General features: G+C 39.3%; 16 protein-coding genes. 14 read left to right on the top strand and 2 right to left on the bottom strand.

What is annotated here, in order from left to right; all coding sequences use genetic code 11:
- The first annotated feature begins 178 nt into the window (after positions 1-178).
- The 4 genes from HS960_RS08790 (at position 179) to HS960_RS08775 (ending at position 4,535) form a co-directional block, all read left to right on the top strand.
- Positions 179-2,017, top strand: a complete 1,839-nt coding sequence (locus HS960_RS08790; RefSeq protein ID WP_182332170.1) for an alpha-L-fucosidase — start codon at positions 179-181, stop codon at positions 2,015-2,017.
- Positions 2,018-2,177: 160 nt separating this feature from the next.
- On the top strand, positions 2,178-2,633 hold the full coding sequence (locus HS960_RS08785) for a hypothetical protein (protein ID WP_182332168.1): 456 nt from the start codon (positions 2,178-2,180) through the stop codon (positions 2,631-2,633).
- A gap of 82 nt (positions 2,634-2,715) precedes the next feature.
- Complete coding sequence (locus HS960_RS08780) at positions 2,716-3,405, top strand: SIR2 family NAD-dependent protein deacylase (protein WP_182332166.1); 690 nt, start codon at positions 2,716-2,718, stop codon at positions 3,403-3,405.
- A 32-nt stretch (positions 3,406-3,437) separates the two neighbouring features.
- Positions 3,438-4,535, top strand: coding sequence for a DUF2891 domain-containing protein (locus HS960_RS08775; RefSeq protein WP_182332164.1), 1,098 nt, complete (start codon positions 3,438-3,440; stop codon positions 4,533-4,535).
- Here the strand turns inward: HS960_RS08775 and HS960_RS08770 are convergent.
- Complete coding sequence (locus HS960_RS08770; protein ID WP_153845908.1) at positions 4,524-4,889, bottom strand: winged helix-turn-helix transcriptional regulator; 366 nt, start codon at positions 4,887-4,889, stop codon at positions 4,524-4,526. The two genes, HS960_RS08775 and HS960_RS08770, sit on opposite strands and share 12 nt — an antisense overlap.
- 91 nt (positions 4,890-4,980) lie before the next feature.
- On the opposite strand from HS960_RS08770, the gene HS960_RS08765 reads away from it, so the two are divergent.
- The 5 genes from HS960_RS08765 to HS960_RS08750 all read left to right on the top strand — a co-directional run bounded on the left by HS960_RS08765 (position 4,981) and on the right by HS960_RS08750 (position 9,631).
- Positions 4,981-5,352: a DoxX family protein gene (locus HS960_RS08765; protein ID WP_159726871.1), complete on the top strand. Its 372-nt coding sequence runs from the start codon at positions 4,981-4,983 to the stop codon at positions 5,350-5,352.
- A 794-nt stretch (positions 5,353-6,146) separates the two neighbouring features.
- Positions 6,147-6,854 carry a hypothetical protein gene (locus HS960_RS08760; RefSeq protein ID WP_182332162.1) on the top strand — a complete coding sequence of 236 codons (708 nt, stop codon included), beginning with the start codon at positions 6,147-6,149 and terminating at the stop codon, positions 6,852-6,854.
- 15 nt (positions 6,855-6,869) lie between these two features.
- On the top strand, positions 6,870-8,666 hold the full coding sequence (locus tag HS960_RS08755) for a TonB-dependent receptor (RefSeq protein WP_202883775.1): 1,797 nt from the start codon (positions 6,870-6,872) through the stop codon (positions 8,664-8,666).
- Positions 8,663-9,103, top strand: a complete 441-nt coding sequence (locus tag HS960_RS26775; RefSeq protein ID WP_202883774.1) for a TonB-dependent receptor — start codon at positions 8,663-8,665, stop codon at positions 9,101-9,103. The genes HS960_RS08755 and HS960_RS26775 overlap by 4 nt, the downstream gene beginning before the upstream one ends.
- Before the next feature lie 81 nt (positions 9,104-9,184).
- Positions 9,185-9,631 (top strand): VOC family protein, encoded by a 447-nt coding sequence (locus HS960_RS08750; protein WP_088161445.1) that lies wholly within the window; start codon positions 9,185-9,187, stop codon positions 9,629-9,631.
- A gap of 622 nt (positions 9,632-10,253) precedes the next feature.
- On the opposite strand, the gene HS960_RS08745 is transcribed toward HS960_RS08750, so the two are convergent.
- Complete coding sequence (locus HS960_RS08745) at positions 10,254-11,054, bottom strand: CPBP family intramembrane glutamic endopeptidase (RefSeq protein ID WP_153845912.1); 801 nt, start codon at positions 11,052-11,054, stop codon at positions 10,254-10,256.
- Positions 11,055-11,255: 201 nt separating this feature from the next.
- On the opposite strand from HS960_RS08745, the gene HS960_RS08740 reads away from it, so the two are divergent.
- The 5 genes from HS960_RS08740 to HS960_RS08720 all read left to right on the top strand — a co-directional run bounded on the left by HS960_RS08740 (position 11,256) and on the right by HS960_RS08720 (position 17,226).
- Positions 11,256-12,602, top strand: coding sequence for a Gfo/Idh/MocA family protein (locus HS960_RS08740; RefSeq protein ID WP_228280254.1), 1,347 nt, complete (start codon positions 11,256-11,258; stop codon positions 12,600-12,602).
- 131 nt (positions 12,603-12,733) lie between these two features.
- The gene (locus HS960_RS08735; RefSeq protein ID WP_159726863.1) at positions 12,734-13,660 is read left to right on the top strand and encodes an NAD-dependent epimerase/dehydratase family protein; all 927 of its coding nucleotides are present in this window, start codon (positions 12,734-12,736) and stop codon (positions 13,658-13,660) included.
- Between the two features lie 331 nt (positions 13,661-13,991).
- On the top strand, positions 13,992-14,825 hold the full coding sequence (locus HS960_RS08730; protein WP_182332160.1) for a phosphatase PAP2 family protein: 834 nt from the start codon (positions 13,992-13,994) through the stop codon (positions 14,823-14,825).
- On the top strand, positions 14,812-16,332 hold the full coding sequence (gene eptA / locus HS960_RS08725; protein ID WP_159726859.1) for a phosphoethanolamine--lipid A transferase EptA: 1,521 nt from the start codon (positions 14,812-14,814) through the stop codon (positions 16,330-16,332). The genes HS960_RS08730 and eptA overlap by 14 nt, the downstream gene beginning before the upstream one ends.
- Positions 16,333-16,371: 39 nt before the next feature.
- Positions 16,372-17,226, top strand: a complete 855-nt coding sequence (locus tag HS960_RS08720) for a helix-turn-helix domain-containing protein (RefSeq protein WP_182332158.1) — start codon at positions 16,372-16,374, stop codon at positions 17,224-17,226.
- Positions 17,227-17,269: the final 43 nt, after the last annotated feature.

Below are 17,269 nucleotides of genomic sequence, written 5' to 3'. Positions count from 1 at the left end.
TTATATATCGCTATTTACTTTAGTTGTTACGGATAGGGTATTAGACTTGCCCTATTCGGAAGAAATTAGCGCTATTCATGTGATGCATACGTAATATATCCCTTACACAATTGAATTTTGCTGATTTTATGTGTATTTTGCCGGCTTAAACTCGTTATGTAATCGATAAAATAGCTTTATGAAGTTTCGAAAGATTTCTCTTTTTGTTCTTTTGGCGTCTGCGTGCTTAAACGTTTCAGCTCAGAACAATGTATCAACGCAAAAAATGGATTGGTTTGAAGATGCCAAATTGGGTATTTTTATTCACTGGGGGATTTATTCTGTAGATGGAATCTCGGAATCTTGGTCATTCTTCAATAATTATATTAACCACGACAATTATATCAAACAACTTAATGGGTTTACAGCAAAGGATTACAAACCGAAGGAATGGGCCAAATTGATTAAAGAAGCGGGTGCGAAATACACCGTGATTACGACCAAACACCATGACGGAATCTCAATGTGGAATACGAAGGCTGATAAAGCGATCACTACATTACAAGACGCGGCTGCAAAACAGGATGTAATCACACCTTTTGTGAAAGCAATACAAGAAGAGGGCTTGCACACTGGCCTTTATTATTCGTTGCCCGATTGGAGCCACCCATATTATGATGTTTTTACGCGCAATAGAAAGCGTTATGAATTGAAAGCCGAGCCTACGCGTTGGGATAATTATGTGAAATATTACCAAAAGCAATTGACCGAGCTATCTGAACAGTATAAGCCAGAATTACTTTGGTTTGATGGGGATTGGGAGCATAATGCCGAAGAGTGGAAAGCGAAAGAGACCTTAAATCTTTTGCGGAAATATAATCCGAATATTATTATAAACTCGCGATTGAATCATCATGGAGATTACGATACACCTGAGCAAGGGATTCCGGTCACGCGCCCTGATGCTAAATTTTGGGAACTCTGTTATACCATGAATGATTCTTGGGGTTATCAACCCTTTGATAAAAAGTACAAATCACCCAATATGATCATCCGAACGTTGGTCGATTGTATTTCCATGGGTGGAAACCTATTGTTGGATATTGGTCCAAAAGCAGATGGCACGATCCCTGAGGAGCAATTAAATATTTTGAAACAGCTTGGGCGATGGACGCATAAGCATGCGGCTGCGATCTACGGTACAAGGGCTGGTATTCCTTTCGTGAACTACGGCGGGAAATCTGCTTTATCAAAGGACGGAAAAACACTTTATCTGTATGTGTATGAACAGAAATCCGAATTGCAACTCAAAGGTTTAGTCAATAATACGTCCATTAAAGGCGTTTCAGTAGTCGGTGATGCATCCGCGAAAGTAAGTGTTAAGTCGGAAAATGGAACCGTTCAAGTAGATTTGACGAAAGTAAACTTTGATCAGGATGTTACCGTGATTGCACTGAACTTTGCGGAAGCGCTCCGTTGGGCTGTGCCTCAGGAGACTGAAGTTACGTTGAAATCTGTGCTGGATAATAAGTTGACAGATCGTGCTTTAGGTCAGATCGCTTCAACACTGCATGCAGGAAAAAATATTTTTGATAATTCCGGATTAACCGTAGATGGCTTAGATACCAAATTGCCGAGTAGTAACGCGACTAATCCGACGGTATTGAAGTGGATTAAGGACCATGCCGAAGCACTTTATGAGACTGGAAAAGGCTTGCCTGAAGGACATTACGAAGGATTAAGTGCACTCTCCAAAGATCGCCAGACCTTGTATTTGTTTGTTGAGGGAAAACCTACAGGCCCAATTGCATTAAAAGGTGTTAAAAATGGAGTCGCTAGAATCCGGGTAGTCGGTGATGGTTCCATGATAAACCATGAGGTTTTCAATAAGCTCTATTGGAGTAGCATCCCTGGTATTATCTACATTCAGGCACCAGCGGAGCGCTTGGATAAAAATATGACTGTTATCGCTGTGTTGTTGGATGCGCCAATACAACTATATCGCGAGAAAGTGGGGGCTATCGAAAATAATCTTTAAGAGGTCGGATAGCGCTTAGCGTTAAAAAGAAGCCTAGGATAACAAAATATCCTGGGCTTTTTTATGGGTGATGTAAACCATTCTGATCAATTTTGGGGGTATTCGATGCATTTTCTCTTGAATTGTGGCACGGAAGCATTTTTTATTATAACTTAGACCTATGAATCTAATCAAAGCTGTTTTGATCCCAATTATTGTTTTTCTTTGTATTTGCTGTTCTTCCGGTGACGGAAGTAAATCCGAGCGGTTGCGGGCAGATTCGCTGGTGAATGAAGTTGTCGATGGAAAGTTAAATATAGCAACATTAGCAGAGTCCAATGAATTTATGTATTTCAACGATAAATACTTTCATGAACAGGCAGATTTAAAGGTTATTCCAAAATTTGATAAAGTACAGATTCAAGTTGTTACTTACCGAATTTATCAGCATGTCAGACTGAAAAATAATCGTTATGAGTTCAATGTGCAGAAAGCTAGTGAACTACATATTCCAAATAGCGCTTTTGTGTATTACCAACGTTCTTTTGATGATATGAACCGAAAGGCTGTATTGAGTAAAGATTCTATCCGACTTGAGCTGCCGGATAACTATGCATCCTTGTTGATAAATGAATGATCCAGATCAGATCTATAGACATGATGAAAGTCATATAAAAAGTCAATCTTAACTATAATATGGTGTAACAAATAGACTTAAGATGGAAAAGAAAAATATTGTTGTGTTGACGGGAGCTGGTATTTCGGCTGAAAGCGGTATACCTACATTTAGGGATGCCAATGGATTGTGGGAAGGGCATGACGTCATGGAAGTTGCTTCAATTGAAGGTTGGCACAAAAACCCAGCCTTAGTCCAGGAGTTTTATAATCTGAGACGGAAAGCGGCTTTGGTGGCACATGCAAATGCAGCTCATTATGCGCTGGCAAGATTAGAATCAGCGTACCGGGTGAGTATTGTAACGCAGAATGTAGATCTGCTGCATGAACAGGCGGGATCATCTCATATTGTTCATTTGCATGGCCGCTTGGATCAGGCCAAGTCGTCTATCGATGATCGCTTGGTTTATCCCGTTGTCGGTGATGAGATCAAGATGGGCGATCTTTGCGAGAAAGGTAGTCAGCTGAGGCCAAATATAGTCTGGTTTGGAGAAGCTGTGCCAGCCATTGAGGAGGCCATAAGCCTGGTTTCGAATGCCGATATTTTGATTATTGTTGGAACCTCCCTACAGGTTTATCCTGCTGCAGGACTTAAAGAGTTTGCGCCTAGTCACTGTCAAACGTTTTTAATTGACAAAAAAATACCTAGTGACAGGGCTTTACGTAATATACAGTGTTTTGAGGAGTCAGCGACAATAGCTGTTCCTAAGTTGGTAGAACAATTACTTTATTAAGTATTGTATAGTAATATATAAAATAGAGGTTTATGAAAAAAATATTAGGGATTATTTGCCTATCTATTGCTTTTGTTGCATGTCAAAATAATTCGGAAATCAAAGTAAATAAGAGTTCAAATGATCAGCCTTTGACCTTGGATAGTGTCCAAGCCAAGCATTTGCTCAGTTTGCCATTGCATTGCATCGAAGTTGAATATCCCAATAAGTTAGGGCAGGTACTCGGCAGGGATAGTGATCTAAAAGCACCGCGCACATTACATCCAATTTTTTACGGTTGTTTTGACTGGCATTCTTCTGTACACGGATATTGGTCAATTGTGCATATTTTGAAGGAATTTCCAAATTTGGACAGTTCGGGTGAAATTCGGCGCCAATTGAACCGAAATATTACGGCGGAAAATGTGGCCGTTGAATTAGATTTCTTTCAAGATAAGAACAATAAGAACTTTGAGCGCACGTATGGCTGGGCCTGGTTGTTGCAGCTGCAGAAGGAATTATTAACTTGGGAAGACACAGATGCAAAACGCTGGGCATCGAATCTTGAACCGTTGGTGAAACACGTTGTAAAATCTTATCAAGAATATCTGCCCAAATTAGTCTATCCGATCAGGACAGGGTATCATGATAATTCGGCATTTGGCCTTTCTCTGTCCCTGGACTATGCAAGAAGTACGGGAAATGTGACGTTTGAAAAATCATTAATGACGAATGCTTCTCGTTTATATAGTCAGGATAAGAACTGCAACATTTCTTTTGAGCCAAGTGGAAGCGACTTTCTTTCTCCTTGTCTTGAAGAAGCCCTCTGTATGAGTTTAGTGTTGCAACAGGAGGATTACCGTAAATGGTTAAAGGATTTTATGCCAGATCTGTTTAATCCCGATTTCAATTTAGAACCAGGTATCGTGAAAGATCGAACAGACGGACATTTGGTCCATCTGGATGGACTTAATTTTAGTCGCGCAAACTGTTTAAACGGTATCGCAAAAGCGCTGCCTGAGTTAAGTTACTTGCATAAGTTGGCAAATAAACATTTAAAGTACTCTTTGCCCAATATTACCACCAAGGATGATTATATGGGGGCACATTGGTTAGGTACATTTGCACTCTATGCACTATCAAAGCATTGATTCGGGGAGATTATCTTCTCCCCATTTATCCATTAGTGTTAATATTTCCTCGAGTGAACGGCCAAGCGCAGTTAATTCATATTCTACCTTTGGCGGAACTTGTTGATATACTATTCGAGTGATCAGGTTGTCCTGTTCCAGCTCCTTTAATTTAGCAATCAGCATACGCTCTGATATGCCTACGAGCTTTTTTCGCAACTCACTATAGCGCAGTTTACCTTCGTTTAGCAGATAGGAAAGAATGTTGATTTTCCATCTGCCACCTATGGTGGCTAAGGTAAATGCAATACCACAACGATCTTTCCAGTATAGCTCATTGATGTGATTGGTTGAATTCTCTTTTCGCGTGTTCATACGAACTTTTTTGTTGGTATCATACAATCTTGTATGTACTGTTATTCATGCAAATTAATAAAGAAATTTGTAGGAAAACAAAAAGTATAAAATGGAAATGATTAAATCAGTCGCTCATTGGTTGAGCTATGCGTACTACCTTTATGTATTTGGTTATGCATCATTGTTCAAAGTGTTTCAGAAAAGCTCCATGATGCAAAGCATGCAGTCTCTGGGTTTTAATAAGACTTGGACGGTCATTATTGGAATAGGTGAACTTATAGGAGTGGTATTGCTCTTAATAGGTTTGTATAACCCGCAATTTAAGAATGGGGCAGTACTGGTATTGTTCCCGTTTGCAGTAGCAGCATTTACAGCGCATATGGCACATCAGGAATATCATCATTTCTACAACTCATTGCTTATGTGCATACTCAGTATTTTACTGTTGGCCACAGACAGAACCTTTAAAATTATACTTTAAATAACCTGGACTATCCTTGTTTATTTATGGCCGATAGCCACAAAATAAATGAATAATAGGTTAGAATGTGAAATCGTGATTTGTGCTAGTTTGAGTCTGTTGGTTTATTCGTAAAAGCCTTGTTTTTTTATATTTTATTGGTTTATTATCGGTTTAAGCGAAGTTTTTGTCTTGTTTATTTAGCTGTCTTTTCTTTTTCTAGGTTATAAAAAGGCTATAAAATTCAAGATTTGTGCTACTCTATAAGGTCAAACTTATAATAAATTTGATCTATCAATCCCATAGGGATGTGACATGCTATGTATAGGTATATAAGACATCTTTTAATGTTATTGCCCATTGTTTTTTCCTGTATGTTTATTACAGGTAAAGTAAACAAGGATGTCTTTTCACATGCTGCCTATAAAAACGCGTCAAAACCGTCAATAGCTTCATCACTATCTCATTTCGATTTTTATGTCGGGTCGATCGAAGAATGCTCATTCGAATTGAGTTATGATCAACATTTAGCATATGCCGTTCGGCTCTGTGCTTTGGGACTGATTATGCCTATTTTCTTGCTATTTACGGATAAGAAGTCGTGGCATAGTTTTTATGAACTCCAAAATAAATATTTGTCTAACAGACTACCAGACAAGTGTATCCTATACCATTCCTTTAAAATTTTCGGTTAAATCCCTTTTTCTTTTGGTGAATATCATCGGTTGAGTCGAAACACGGCTATATAACCTATGTAACAAATCGTTGCTTGAAGAAAGCGGCTTAATCATCTGCTTTGCTATTAAATTATTTATATGAACACAACACTTTACGCATTAGCTATTACAGCTATTACGATCAGTTTTTTTCATACTGCATCGGGCCCCGACCATTATCTGCCCTTTATTGTATTGTCCAAATCGAAAAAATGGTCGTTGGGGAAAACTATATTATGGACAATTATATGTGGACTTGGGCATGTTTTCAGTTCGGTCATCCTGGGGATTATTGGCGTTTATCTTGGATGGCAGCTCAATAAAATCAGCTGGTTACAGGACGTGCGTGGCAATGTTTCGAGTTGGGCACTATTTATTTTTGGACTTGGATATTTGATTTACGGGATCTGGAAAATGTCTAAGAAGCATTCCCATAAGCATTTTGATGTGCTGGGCGATGAAGTTTATGTGCATGAACATACCCATGGGAAAAGCGCATCAGGGCATCACCATCATCAAAAAACGAAGGTAACGCCTTTGGTATTATTTGCAATTTTCGTCATGGGACCATCGGAACCATTGATTCCACTTTTATTCTTTTCAGGTGCACACCGCTCAATGGCGGAGGTGATTACCCTGATTAGCACTTTTACCATCACGACAGTGGTAACCATGGTCGGAATGGTCTTGTTGGGAATTTATGGTTATAACTTGCTCAATACCGAAAAACTTGATCGATATGTACACGCCATTAGTGGCGCTGTCCTGTCAATTTGCGGTGCGGGTATGTTATTTCTGGGATGGTAATTTTTTAAATATTATATGAACAAACGTCAAATCACCTTTTTTATAGGCCTACTGGCTGCGACCCACAGTTATGCACAGCAACATGTGATTCAGGGAACTGTGAAAGATAAGGATAGTAAACAGCAATTAGAAGAAGTCAATATACGCTACCAACGTGGAATAAAGCATAGTCATACTGCATCGAATGGTGCTTTTTCCGTACAGCCGGGAACATTTCCGGACACCTTACTGTTGAGCAGGATAGGCTATCTCGATCAGATGTACATCCTAAAAGAAGCAAAGTCTCCTATTGAAATCGAGATGCAAAAAAATGAAGTGCAGTTGAGTCAAATTCAGGTGGATGCATTCAATAGCAGTAAAACATTGAGCAAAGTTGATTTAAGTAAGATTCCTGTTAATTCGGCGCAAGATCTATTACGGAAAGTTCCTGGGCTCTTTATAGCACAGCATGCCGGCGGTGGAAAGGCTGAGCAGATATTTTTACGTGGATTTGATAATGACCACGGTACAGATATTGCCATTACTGCAGATGGTATCCCAGTTAATATGGTCTCTCATGCGCACGGTCAAGGATACGCAGATCTTCATTTTATTATTCCAGAAACGGTTAAAGATATTGATTTTGGCAAGGGGGCCTATTATGCAGATAAAGGTGATTTGAATACATCGGGTTATGTTAATTTTACAACCCTGGATCATTTGGATCATAATCTTTTTAAGGTTGAAGGGGGCTCTTTTGACTCATGGCGTACGGTAGCCATGCTTAATCTGGTGAATAACCATGAGCAGAATAAGTATGCCTATGCTGCAGGTGAGTTCAATTATTCGAACGGTCCTTTTGACATCAAGCAAAATTTTAGTCGTGTTAATCTATTTGCGAAGTATAATCATTGGATTGATGAGAAACATTATATCAATCTCCAGGGGTCCATATTCAGTTCGGGTTGGAATGCATCGGGTCAGATTCCGGAGCGGGCCGTTCGGCAGGGACTGATTAGCCGTTGGGGGTCGATCGATTCTACTGAAGGCGGAAATACATCCCGCATGAATTTGGCGATGCAATACCGTGCGCTGATCAGTGATCAGGAAAGCTGGGAAAGCAATGTTTACTTGTCGCGCTATAAATTTCAGTTGTTTTCCGATTTCACTTTTTTTCTGAAAGATCCCATTCATGGCGATGAAATAGAGCAGGTTGATGATCGATACCTGTATGGTATCGAAAACAAATACAATCGCCAATTTCAGTTTGATCATAGTCAGCTTTCTTGGACATCGGGTTTTGGACTCCGAGTGGATGATATCAAAGATCTTCAACTGAACCACGTCTATCAGCGCGACGAATTATTGGATCGGCTTTCGCACATTTCGGGCGTAGAAATGAATCTGCATGCCTATAGTAATCTGGATTGGCGTATTGGTAAATGGACTATTAATCCTGCAATACGTGTCGATCATTTGATTTTCAACTTGCATGATAAGCTGAAAAGTGACCCCGCCGCACAAGAGGCTTCCGCGACAAGGATTAGTCCAAAGCTTAATTTTGGATATACGTTCAGTCATCGCGCACAATTATATTTGAAAACGGGTATGGGATTTCATTCCAATGATATCCGCGTGGTGATGGAACAACATGGAAAAGATATTATGCCCATTTCCTATGGTGCAGATCTTGGCTTGATTTGGAAGCCAACCGATAACCTCTTTATTCAGCCTGCTTTATGGGGGTTGTACCTTCAGCAAGAATTTGTGTATGTCGGGGATGAAGCTGTCGTAGAGCCTTCAGGGAAAACGAAACGTCTGGGGCAGATTTGAGTTTACGCTATCAAGCTACCCCTTGGTTATATTTTGACGGCGACATAAATTATGCTTACGCGCGGGCGATTGACGAACCTAAAGGCGAAAACTATATCCCGCTGGTGCCTTCTTTAACAAGTACAGGAGGGGTATCTGTGAAGTTACCGCTTGGCATTTCGGCCAATTTGCGCTATCGTTATATGAATACAAAACCAGCGATAGAAGATAATTCGGTACGTGCTAAAGGTTATTTTGTCAATGACCTCCTGCTAAACTATGGCCTGGGAAAATGGAATTTTTTGGTGCAGATCCAAAACTTATTTGACACCAAGTGGAATGAAGCGCAGTTTGAGACCGAGACTCGATTAAGAAATGAACAGCAGTCCGTTTCTGAATTGCATTTCACTCCTGGAACACCTTTTATGGTAAAAGCGGGTCTGAGTTATAAATTCTAAAGACTGGGCGCGATGGTAGCTTTAAAATTTTCCTTTGTATCTTTAATAGAGATTATAACTCCTTATAAATAATGATGTATTATGGAAAAGAGTAAGTTACTTCGAATGGATAATATGGGTATCGTGGTGGAGTCGTTGGACAACGCGATTTCGTTTTTTTCAGAACTTGGTTTATATCTGGAAGGGAGAGCACAGATTGAAGGTGAATGGGCAGGTAGAGTGACTGGTCTCGGTGCGCAGCATGTGGAGATCGCCATGATGGTGACACCAGATGGACATAGCCGATTGGAGCTTTCAAGATTTATTGATCCAGCGATAATTGCAGATCATAGAAATGCTCCGGTCAATGCCTTGGGCTATTTGCGGGCAATGTTTACGGTTGAAGATCTAGATGATGTACTGCGGAGGCTAATTGGCAATCATGGCGCTGTCCTCGTAGGGGAGGTGGTACAATACGAAAATGCTTATCGCCTTTGTTATCTAAGAGGAGTAGAGGGATTATTGATTGGTTTAGCCCAACCTCTATAAGGTAAATGATTGAATCGAACCTTTGTGCGAAAAAAAAGAAAATTTAAGAAATTTCTATGTTGTACAAAATAAATAGAAAACTAAGACGTTATTGATACAAATACTTTTCATAAAATAGGTTAATATATGGCTAAGACCCTAGAGTTCCCCGCTCTAGGGCTTTTTTGTAATTATACGTGTGGGAATAACGAAGTTTAGCACAATCTGTTCGGATTGTGTTCTTTCCTGATCAATAAAGTGAAATTTATCTGCTTGATGAAAGCCATGGGGAAGGCCTAAGAATCTATTTTTTTAGACTCTATTTTCAATGATGAACTCGTCATTACGTTCATGACTGGTTTTACAATTTTGCCCAAACTGGATGTAATTTAGGCAATTTTTGAACATGTGGTCATTAGTACAATCACACATAGGACGAGCAATATAATAACAGATGTGGTGTAAGGCGTTCTTCTCATAATACTTTTTTTTACTTAGTAGTTTACAAAAGCCGTGCCTTTATTTTTAGAACTTGCAGTGAGTCTGATTGTTGTAGCTTCGTGTCTACAGGATAGTCGATATAAAAAAGGGAATTATATGTTGGCAAAAGCTTTTAACGATGGTTTGTGCATCGATTTTGGGATTAATCGATCGGGCTACTATTGTTCCCCTGAAACGATGTTTTTTTTGATAGCATATAGACGATCAGAATACCTAAAAGCATTACGATGGTATAGGCAATAAACGCGATATTTTCAGACTGATGTTCACTGCCCTTTGCAACACTTTCTACCCATAACCCTGTACTATTTTTAAACCCCAAAGCCCAATGGGTTAGGTTCCAGCCGAAGTGCAGTCCAATAGATAGTGCAATATTGCGGGTTCTTAGTACAGCAAGACCAAAAAGTACAGCTCCAAGTCCTGAACCCAGTACTGCCGCCTTTAGTGTAAAACCGGTAAATAAATGTTCTAAAATAAAAACAAGTACCATAATCGAAAAGGCTACAACAGTGCCGAGTTTATCTTTCAGGCGCCATAAGAAATAGGTTCTAAAAACCAACTCTTCCCGACAGGCGACGAAAAAGTAAAGAAGAATATGTATTGCCAATAATTTAGTGTCGATAAATGCCTGTTTCTTAAAAGATACTTCGGCAAAATTTGTTAGTATTATAACCATAAGGCCGACCATAACAATACCTAAGCATAAGCCAGCGCTAAAATTGAGCACACTCTTTTTGTTAAATCCTAACCCAATTTGAGAAAAACTAATTTTATCCCAAGCTTTAAACAGGTAAACTAAACCCAAGCTGAGGAATGTCGCGAGGCTGAGTGAAAGTAAATCGGGGAACATTGTTTGTTTGGTTATGCCTGCAGCGAAAGCAAACACCACGAGGGAGGCAAAGTAAAATAATATTACTTTCAAAAATACCATTTCTCTTTTCATGTCTTAATTGTTTAGCTCGATATGAATTTACGCTATTTTGGCTTAAATGAAAAAAAATGCTGTGCTACTTGTTGATCTTAAAGTGCAGGTCTTGTTCCTGTAGGTAGGTTCTTTTGTTTACAACGCATGTTGCCTCTTAAAACAGGTTGATTTATCGTTTGTTTTTTCTTATATTAGGCAATAAACCAATGAATTATGGCTATGGTCAATCTAAATCGGAGAAAATTTATTCAAGGAGCGGGGGCAGTTTTAACTTTATCAGCCTTAGAAGTTAAGGGGCTTTCATTTCGTGATGCGATTAAAAATTTTCGGGTCGGATTGATTGGTGCAGGTTGGTATGGGAAAAGTGATTTATTCCGTTTAATTCAGGTTCGGGATGTCGATGTCATCGCCATATGCGACGTCGACGACAATCAGCTGCAGGAAGCTGGGCGGCTGGTTAGTGAGCGTCAAATTTCAAAAAAAGTTCCAAAACTGTATAAAGATTATAGGGAAATGCTCGCCAGTCATAAATTCGATCTCATTCTCATTGGAACACCAGATCACTGGCACGCCAGACAGGCTATTGATGCGATGCGTTCGGGTGCTCATCTCTATTTGCAGAAACCGATCAGTGTTGATGTGCTTGAGGGGGATGCTATATGGCGTGCGGCAAGAAAATATAACCGGAAAGTTCAAGTGGGAACACAACGGAGAAGTACAGCCCATCTCATTGACGCCAAGAAGCGAGTGATCGATAGTGGCTTACTTGGTAAGATTTCGCATGTGGAAATGTGCTGCTATTATCATATGCGAAAAAACGGCAATCCACCGATCGAGCCGGTTCCAGATTTCCTGGATTACGAACTTTGGACGGGTCCAGCACCTTTGCGGGCTTATGATGGTTTGCCTCATGGTGGCTGGTGGCGAACTTTTATGGCCTATGGGAATGGAATAACCGGGGATATGGGAATGCATATGTTTGATACTGTGCGTTGGCTTCTGCAGCTTAAATGGCCCAAAAGCGTACATGCGAAAGGTGGCATTTATGTGCAAAAAGGAGGGAAATCGACGATCGCGGATACGCAGACAGCCTTATTTGAATACGAAGATCTTAATTGTGTCTGGCAGCATAGGACATGGGGGGCAGCAGCAGACCCTGAATACCCTTGGGCATTTGTGATATATGGTGACAAGGGTACCTTAAAGGGAAGCGTGATGAAATATGAATTTATTCCAATCGGAGAAGGCAAGCCAATTCGACAGGATGTTATCTTAGAAAAGGAGAAGTTCCCCAAAGATTTGACGGAGCACCGAATCGAATTGCATACAGCGCCTGCAACGAGACAACATATGCTTGACCTTTTATCGGCAATTGAAAATAATCATCTTCCTGTAGCGGATATTGAAGAAGGCTATATATCCACCGCAAGCTGCATTTTGGCGAACTTGTCGATGCAGTTGAATCGCCCCTTGATTTATGATCCAATACAAAAAATATGTGTCGATGATCCTGAAGCAACTCAATTACTGCAAAGACCGTATCGCAGTCCATGGCAACATCCTTAATAGCATAGGTCATGGGCACTGAGCAAAGTTGAGGTCGGGAGTTATTCGGTATTGAACCGCAACGGTGCGGTAAATTGAACAAATATCAATATATTGGTATCAGATGGTCACAACATAGAAAAAGGAATATTATGCAGACTATATTGGGTGCCAATGGACAAATTGGAGAAGAACTGGCGCGCGAGCTAAAGCGAAATTTTACTTCTGCTATCCGCATAGTCAGTCGAAACGCAAAAAAAGTAAATGATACTGACGAAGTTTTTTCTGCGGATCTATCGATCCGTGAACAGGCAATCGAGGCGGTGAAGGGGAGTGATATTGCCTATTTCACTTTAGGGCTTCCTATAAGTTCGGATCTATGGGAGGAACAGTTTCCAGCTATTATTCGTCATGTGATTGATGCCTGTAAGATCAATGGTACTAAGCTTGTCTTTTTTGATAATACATATATGTATCCTCAAGACGATCGTGTTTTGACGGAGGAAAGTACCTTTGCTCCTGTTGGAAGAAAGGGGAAAGTGAGGCGGAACATGGCAGAAATGGTACTTGCTGAGATAGCATCGGGCCAGCTTGAAGCCGTTATTTGTCGAGCGCCTGAATTTTATGGTCCTGGCAAAACACAAAGCATTACCAATACCCTAATTTTTGATAACATCAAAGCGGATAAAAAACTGAAAGTGCCTTTACGGGTCGATAAAAAACGAAGTTTGATTTGGACTCCCGACGCAAGTCGAGCAACTGCACTTATCGGAAATACACCCGATGCATATGGACAGACCTGGCATTTGCCCGTGGATAAAGCGCATCCCACTTACCGGGAGTTTATCAGAATGGCAGCAGATATTTACGGTAGGGAATTCAAATATACTGTAGTTCCCAAATTTATCTTTAAAATAGGGGCTCTGTTCAATAAGCGGTTAAAGGAGTTTTTGGAACTTCTTCCACGATACGAACACAATAATCTATTTGATGATTCAAAGTTTAGAAATAGATTTCCTGAATTTGAGGTTACTTCTTACGAGCAAGGAATCGAACAGATTCAGCAAGACAAGTTTTAACTTATGCATAAATGAGAGCGCAAGCGACTTTGTTCACCTGGCAACAACCGCATCTGGTCATAATATTATGCTTAAGGAGCCAACTTTGGTCATCAGCGCTTTTTCACAGCTGCTGGGAAAACTGTAAGATAAGGAAACCGATCTTCAGCCTTGTGGTCTGAGATGAAGCAAAATACGTTGAATATCGGTTTCCTTTTATGATAAAGCTTTTTTTGAGGAGCAAGTGAATCAATAATGGGCACGGAATAAGAAAACCTACCCTGCATTTGTAAATTCTAAATTTCTACAGAATTCGTTCCGTTCTTTACGCGTTTAAAAAGACGCGTGCGAGATGAATATTAATTCGGCGATAATCCATAATTATGCTAGGCTTAGAAAATCGTTGTTCTTTCTACCTATAATTCTGCTAGTTCTGCTCATTCTATTTCTTTATTTTAATCATGCATTGAATGTATATGGCTATACCGTCATTCAGAAGAGTAGCTTTTTCGCGATAAATGCTTATCTGGGGCGATATCCAAATCTTGAGTCCAATTTTACACAGTTTGGAGATTGTTTAATCAGTCTCTCGCTTTTGAGTGTCTTTCTGCGCTATGGTCCTAAATTATGGGAGGCGTTAATATCAGCATCTCTAATTTCTGCCTTCTTTTCGATCCTTTTAAAAGTACTATTTGCTGTGCCACGACCCGCAGCAGTATTTAATCATACTAGTTTTTTGATTACCGGTAAGATGCTTCTGGGGAACAATAGCTTGCCTTCTGGCCATTCCATCACGATATTTACAACGTTGACCGTTATCATGTATGCTTTTATGCCGCAACGATTGAGTTATAAAATAATGTGGTTTTTAGGTTTAACATTTATTGGGTTAATGCTTGCTTTATCTCGCGTCGCATTGGGGGCACACTATCTATTAGACGTGGTCTGTGGCTGTATTATTGGATATCTTTCGGGGCTGTTCGGAATTTTTTTTAGCAGGGAATTTAAAACATGGAATTGGGTCAACAACAAACGGTATTATCCAATTTTCATATTATTGTTCCTCGTTTTCAGTATTGTATTGATCAATAGAATAATTAATGATAATTTGCTAATATTTTATTTTACATTTATCTGCTTAATTAGTGCACTTTATAAAATCATTACGGTTTATGCTAAAAAATAGCTTAAAATTAATTCATTTTGTCCTTTTCATGAGTGTGTTGAATTTTATATTCTTCCATTTTCCATTTTATACTTTTGTTTTTAATAATGTTGATTACAGCAGCTTTGGGGGTATTGTTCTGATCGGTAGTTTAATGGTTCTGATGCTGGTGATGAATGCTTTTGTACTTTATCTATTTTTTTCGGCGTCACGTCGCTTCGGGAAATCCATACTTGTTTTGTTCTTTCTGATCAATTCAGTCGCCGTTTATTTTGTTAACACCTATAGCGTTATTTTGGATGAAACAATGATCGGTAATATCTTGAATACCCGATATTCCGAGTCCAGCGGTTTCTTTTCCCTGAAACTGATCGTCTATCTCGTGTTTCTCGGTATTATACCCAGTATCTTCATCATTAAAGCTAAAATAATAAAGGATAAACCAAGGAAATTTTTTATCACTTCCTCACTTTCGTTATTATTTATCGTTATTTTAATATTTGCCAATGCGACTAATTGGTTGTGGATCGATAAGAATTCGAAGACTTTGGGTGCACTTGCCATGCCTTGGTCTTATACCGTCAATATTTCACGTTTTTATATTCACGAATATCAAAAAAATAAGAAAGAAATTTTATTGCCGGATGCGACGATAACGGACCACAAAAAGACAGTCGTTGTACTTGTTATAGGTGAATCTGCTCGAAGGGATAATTTTTCGTTGTATGGCTATCAGAAGAATACAAATCCTCTACTTTCCAAGACACCCAATCTTTATCATTTTGACGCAACTTCTTGCTCTACCTATACGACAGCTGGAGTAAAATGTATTTTGGAACATAAAAATACGGATGATTTGTACGAAATCCTGCCAAATTACCTCTATAGAAATGATGTAGATGTGATCTGGCGAACAAGTAATTGGGGGGAACCACCTGTACATATTAAAGAATATGAAACGAATGATCAACTTGCTACAAACTGTAAAGGTGAAGGATGTGCTTACGATGAGGTACTTTTAACAGGTCTAAAGGAGCGGATATCATCCAGTAAAAAAGATAAGATTTTTGTTGTGCTCCACACAAGTACAAGCCATGGACCAACATATAGCAAGAAATATCCCGCTCAATTCGAGCAGTTTAAGCCGGTCTGCAATAGTGTTGAGTTAGGGAACTGTTCTAAAGAAGAATTGATAAATGCTTATGATAACACCGTTGTTTATACAGATTATATTTTGCATAATCTGATTGAGGATCTAAAGCAATTGAAGGAATATAACAGTGCCATGTTGTTCGTCTCGGATCATGGAGAATCACTGGGTGAAAATAACCTGTATATGCACGGACTGCCGATGAGCATTGCACCAAAAGAGCAATACGAGATTCCTTTTATTGTATGGGTGTCTGATCATTCAAAACAGTTGAAACCAAATAAAACCTTGACCCAAAATCATGTATTTCATAGTGTGCTGAAATTTCTGGATATGAAGAGCCCTATCTATGACGAGAATATGGATATTTTCAAATAGCGAGCAATAGAGATTGTCAAGGTTTATTGATTTTACAGTATGAAATCAGCTAAGAAGATTATAATTGAACCTGTAATAGATGATTCTTTTTCTATAAGTCGGATAGATCACCACCTTAACGATCATGAAACATTTAATAGACTGACCTATCATCGTATTTTTTTTGTCGAAACCGGTACCGGCTATCTTTCTATTGATAATAATGTATTTGAGCTACATGACAATAGCATTTTTCTCTTATCCAAGGGACAGATCTATGCTTTTTCAGATCAGACTTCGGTAATGGGTTTTTCCATTTCCTTTGGAGATTGTTTTTGGCAAAAGACACCTCCGAGCGCAAGTAACTGTAAAGCTGTATTGTTCAATAACACCAGTGCAAATCCATATCTGAAGCCTAATACTACCGAAGTAGTGGAGCTGTTATTTCTATTCAATGCACTGTTGTCGGAATATTGTAGTCCACAGTATATCAATCAGATGGATGCTCTTGCGGCGTTTTTGAAAATTATTATGATTAAACTTGCGAACGTTAAACTGACCGCGGAAGCAACTTTCGATAGTCAGGATTACATCTTGTATCGCAAATTTATGGAAATGCTCAGTGCACAGTTTGATCAATATCATGCCGTGTCGGATTATGCCAAAATGCTTCATGTTTCAGCACGAAGATTAAGCGAACTTTGTAAACGATGTAGCGGGATTAAGGCGAAGGAGATCATTAATGGGCAGCTCATAGCAGAAGCGAAACGATTGCTGCAGTTTAGTGCGATAACAGTGAAAGAAATCGCCTATTCACTTAATTTTAATTCGGCAGAACAATTTAGTCATTTTTTTAAAAAGAATACAAAACTGTCTCCCCTGAACTACCGTAATCAATTTGTTGATGCAGATTGAAAGTTGCACACGGTAAATTTTGACATTTTAAACGTACTTATTG

The sequence above is a fragment of the Sphingobacterium paramultivorum genome (genome assembly GCF_014109745.1).
GTDB lineage: Bacteria > Bacteroidota > Bacteroidia > Sphingobacteriales > Sphingobacteriaceae > Sphingobacterium > Sphingobacterium paramultivorum.
This window is presented reverse-complemented; position numbering and strand designations above follow the sequence as displayed.